This window comes from Rhodopirellula maiorica SM1, from assembly GCF_000346295.1.
Classification (GTDB): domain Bacteria; phylum Planctomycetota; class Planctomycetia; order Pirellulales; family Pirellulaceae; genus Novipirellula; species Novipirellula maiorica.
The window spans coordinates 1-4,405 of the sequence record NZ_ANOG01000009.1; the positions used below are offsets into that span (position 1 = coordinate 1).

Here is a 4,405-nt window from a genome sequence, read left to right on the forward strand (position 1 = left end):
CGCCGTCGGTCGTTCCGCCGCTGCCGCTATCGGGAACACGCGGATCGTAATCGTCATTACCAGCACTGGTTACTCCAACAAAATAAGTGCCGGGCTCAAGATCGATTTCCAGATAAGCGTCATGCCCGAAGTAATGATCGTTCTGTGCGACCATTTCGACATTGCCACTGCTGGTTTGGCGATAAAGTGTCAGTACGCTGTCGAGCATACTGGGGTTGCTGAGCCGCTCCGCAACGGCTTCCGCTTTAAACGTTCCAGCATCCTGAAGTTGAAACTGAAAAAGATCGATATCGGTGCTGTTAGGCGGAACGATTCGCTGCAGATGAACAATATCGTTGTCACCCGGTGAGACTTGTCCTGGCGCTGCAATGCCGCTCATTGTCGCCGGGATTTCATAGGAATGCCCCAATCCAAGCGCATGCAAAATTTCGTGTGTCATCGTTTCGGTGAATCCATCACCATACGTCGATGATGTTGGGTAGACAAACTTGTTTGCAGTGACCGCTGCCCCGGTAAAAATCCCAGCGACACCTGAGTTTGGGCCTAGGCCGGATGCAACAGCTCTCAAATCCCCTTTGCCAACTCGAAGTCCCGGATTAGGAGCTGAGGAATCAACCTCGACAAATTCATACCCTGATTCCTTCGCCAAAACATCAAAAATACCGCGAATAATCTCTCGTTCACGAGCGGTCATCTCATTGGGATATGGAACGCCGTTGGAATCGATGCCAATATTCGCAGGGAAGTTGTAGCGGTAGACGGTGATCGGTTGGGGAGTGCTCGATGCCGTTCCACTTGCCCCAATGTGTTGCTCACGCTGAATCTGACGATGACCTGGTTCATCTTGACTGCCTGGGTATGGCGGCAGCGGAACATTCTGTGCCGAGATTGCCGAGCTGACCTCCACTCCTGCGGCCCCCAACACACCCAGCTTCGTTGCCGTGTTGACCGAGGAATTGTCATCGGACACTGCGGCTGCAACGTTGGACTGAATTTCCAATCCATAGGAACCTGTCCCTGACGCACTGGAAACCTCGACCACATACTCGCCGGGTGCCAGAATCGGCATCGAATTCACAATCGCTCCCGCGGCTCCCGTCGTGGGAGCAACAACTTCGGCAGTGAGATTAGCGTTTAGCACTCGAACGGTGAGCGCCATCCCTGCATGCGGCGCGGCATTGATCGTCAACTGGCCAGTTGCATCCAATTGCACGCGATAGAGATCAACGTCACTTGCGTCATTGTTCATTCCATTGGCATCGCCCAAAAATCCGTCTTTTGTGTATCCACTCTGAATCGTCCCGCTATTGGCAAACAACGACCCCACATGAATGGCGCCGCTATTAGCCGTTGTACCGTCGGCGGAATAGCCAACGTCCAAGCGATACGTGCCTTCGGGGATGTCGCTATCAAAGGTCAGCGTGACAGTCGCGGCGGCTTGATCATAGACTGCCGCGGAAGGTACCGAAGTCACATCGTCTGCGGTGGACAATGATCCCGAGGTGTCGACGAGGCGGAAGAATTTCGGATCGTTTGCATCATCGGTATCGAGTGCTTGTCCGTCAAAGTGGACAACAATGGTGTCTTTCTTCTGACTTAAATCACCATTGGTTAAACGTTCCACTGGTTGCGGCACCACGGCAACGACTTGCGCGCCGCGATCGAGTCGAAACGGCAAGGCGTAGTTGACGCCGCTGTTGAAGGCTTCGCCGGAATTGTTCTCTAAGACATTGCCTCCGGCGCCGATGATCTCGATGCGATAGGTGTCATCGGGGAATGAATTTAAAACCGCCGCAGGATCGGTCAGATCGTCCGTCGGATTGTGCGACGCGGAACTGGCAGTCCGAAACACGATCCGCTGCAATTCCTCTGGATCCGTGCTGCCCGGTTCATCGAGTCCCACATACCCCAACGCAATCTGTTGTTCGTTGCCATCCCCAAACGTTCCGTCGCCCCCGCTGCGAACCAAACGAACGGTGTTGGAGTTGATCGTGGACTCGTTGAGATCCGCGCCTCCTTTGAACAACAGATTGAACTCACGAGGTGCGATGCTCAGCGTATCACCCGACTGCAACAGAGCACCGGCATCTGGCCGAATCGCGATCAACTCGGGCCCTGCCAACAAACGACGATCTTCAAGCTGCTGAGTCAGCATCTTGCGCGACTGGTCTCGATGAAACTGATTTTTGCGGGAAGATCGACGAAGGGCTTTTTTCCGAGAAACGCACGAAAAGGTCGGAGGGTCATAGATCTATATTCCGGAAGGATCAAAAATTGCGGGGGAGACTATTTTTGAGACGAGATGAAGTCGTCCATTACAACATATTTATTGCACTATAGAGTAATCGGGTGGTTAAGAAATCCACCGTTTGATTCCTACAACTAAAAAAAAACCTACAATTGATTTGGGCAAAACTTGCCCGCGACGCAGACCACGATGGGAAAGTTCCCTCAATCTGAAAATTTTCTTCGATTTAGTGCATTGGGGGAGTGGCTTATCCCCAGCGGCAGATAGCCCAATGCCATCTACTTTGGCAACCACAGGGGGATGCTCAAGTAGTGGGATTCGCCAGAATTCCCATCGTTGCTGTTCAAACACCAGGAACTCTGGCGAGTCCCACTACGAAAATAGATGGCATTGGGCTCGCGCCGTGCCGCTACCAAAGTAGATGGATTGGGCGGATAGCTCCCGCGACCTAGCAGCAAAAAAAAAGGGGGGCAGACGCCTGACGACGCCTACCCCCCTTGGTTGTTTTCGCACGATGCGATCGCGATGTTATCGCTTTGAAAACACCGTGTTTTCCCGCCGAATCACTCGAATTCAAGCAGAGCGGAATCGAGTGCCGAAAGCGAATCATCGGACCATTCGTCCGCTTCTCGGTCGTCGGCAATCAGATCGACCGCATCACGATCAATCCAGTCATAAGCATCCAGATCCACGCTGGCATCAAAGACTTCATCGGCTGAAACATTGTCGCTTGAACTGGCAAACATTTTGTCGGGACGACGTGCGAGCGCGAAGGCGGAATCAGGCTCTGCCATCACCGCAACCGTCTCGCTAGTCATCATCGTGAACGGCGTTGCCGTAACCGTAGATGCAGCGATACTTTCGCCTTGTGCCAATTCACCCGAACCGCTTGCCGGTATCGGACCGCGAAGCATCAATTTGTTGATGACTTGCAACGCGTCCAGAGCCGAAATTTGCCGGTCACCGGAAACGTCAAAGTAATTCGGTCCTTGATCCCCTGGCTGAACCGGAATGCTTGAAACATTGCCACCGGCCAGCATCAGTTTGTTGATAATCAACAACGCATCGAGTGCCGAAACGTCACCATCGGCGTTGACGTCCGCGAAGTCGTTCGGATTCTGCAATCGGCTGGCGACGACTTGAACCGCCACGGTTGCCGGCGTGCTGAATCGCCCTTCGTTATCCGCGATCGAATAGGTAAACGAATCGCTTCCAACAAACCCAGTCGCTGGGATGTAACGAATCGTGCCATCGGCGAGCGGTACCGCTTCACCCCGGTTCGGAGCAGTGACAATTCGGATACTCGCCAGGTTCAGCGATCCATTGATGTCGTCACTGTCATTCGCAGCGACATCGATCACCACCGCTTCGTCGACAAACGTGCCTGCGACATCCGATTTGGCGATCGGTGCTGGGTTTGCATCGATCGTAATCACGGCTGGCTCGCTACGAAGTCCGAGATTATCCGCGACAGTGTACGAGAACGTGTCGTTGCCCGAGAAACTGGCGAATGGCGTGTAAGTGATCACCCCGTTCAAGTCAATTTGCACCGAGCCGAACACTGGCTGCAATTCGAGACGAACGGACGTCGAATCAATTTCGCCATCGATATCCGAGTCATTGTCCAGTGGACGGATGATCGTGGCTCCCGAAGCTGCGAGCACTGGATTATCTGCAACAAGGGTCGGGGCATCATTGACTCCATTGATCACGACGCGGACCACTACCGGAGCACTAACCACACCCGCAGCGTCACGCACGGTGTACGAGAACGAGTCGGTCAAACTCTCGCCTGGTGCGAGAGCCTGCAATACCGATGAAGTCAACGGGTTGTAAGTAATCGTCTGAGTCGCAGCATCAAATTTGACGCTTGCTCCGCTGACCGAGGTGGATTCCGCAGGCATGACCAACGTCAGCGTTTCGCTTGGGTTGGTTTGCAGGTCGGGATCCCCGTCGTTGGCGAGCAGCTGTTCGGCCGGAATCGTCAACAAGGTGTCTTCGTCCGACGGGTTCAAAACATCCGACGATGGTCGTGGTGCGTCGTTGATCTCGCCAATCGTGATTTGGAATGAAACCGGTGACGACGTTGCATCGCCGCTATCGGTTGCACTGACCAGGACTGTCACAGATCCCACGGCATTCAACGCTGGCGTGAAT

Annotated in this window: 2 protein-coding genes; both read right to left on the minus strand. The window is 53.8% G+C overall.

Annotated features, from left to right (window positions below; all coding sequences use genetic code 11):
- A partial coding sequence (locus RMSM_RS00330; RefSeq protein ID WP_008689818.1) for a peptidase occupies nt 1–2,155 on the minus strand: 2,155 nt, incomplete at its 3' end.
- 656 nt (nt 2,156–2,811) lie between these two features.
- On the minus strand, nt 2,812–4,405 hold a 1,594-nt coding region (locus RMSM_RS00335; RefSeq protein ID WP_040763297.1), incomplete at its 5' end, for a tandem-95 repeat protein.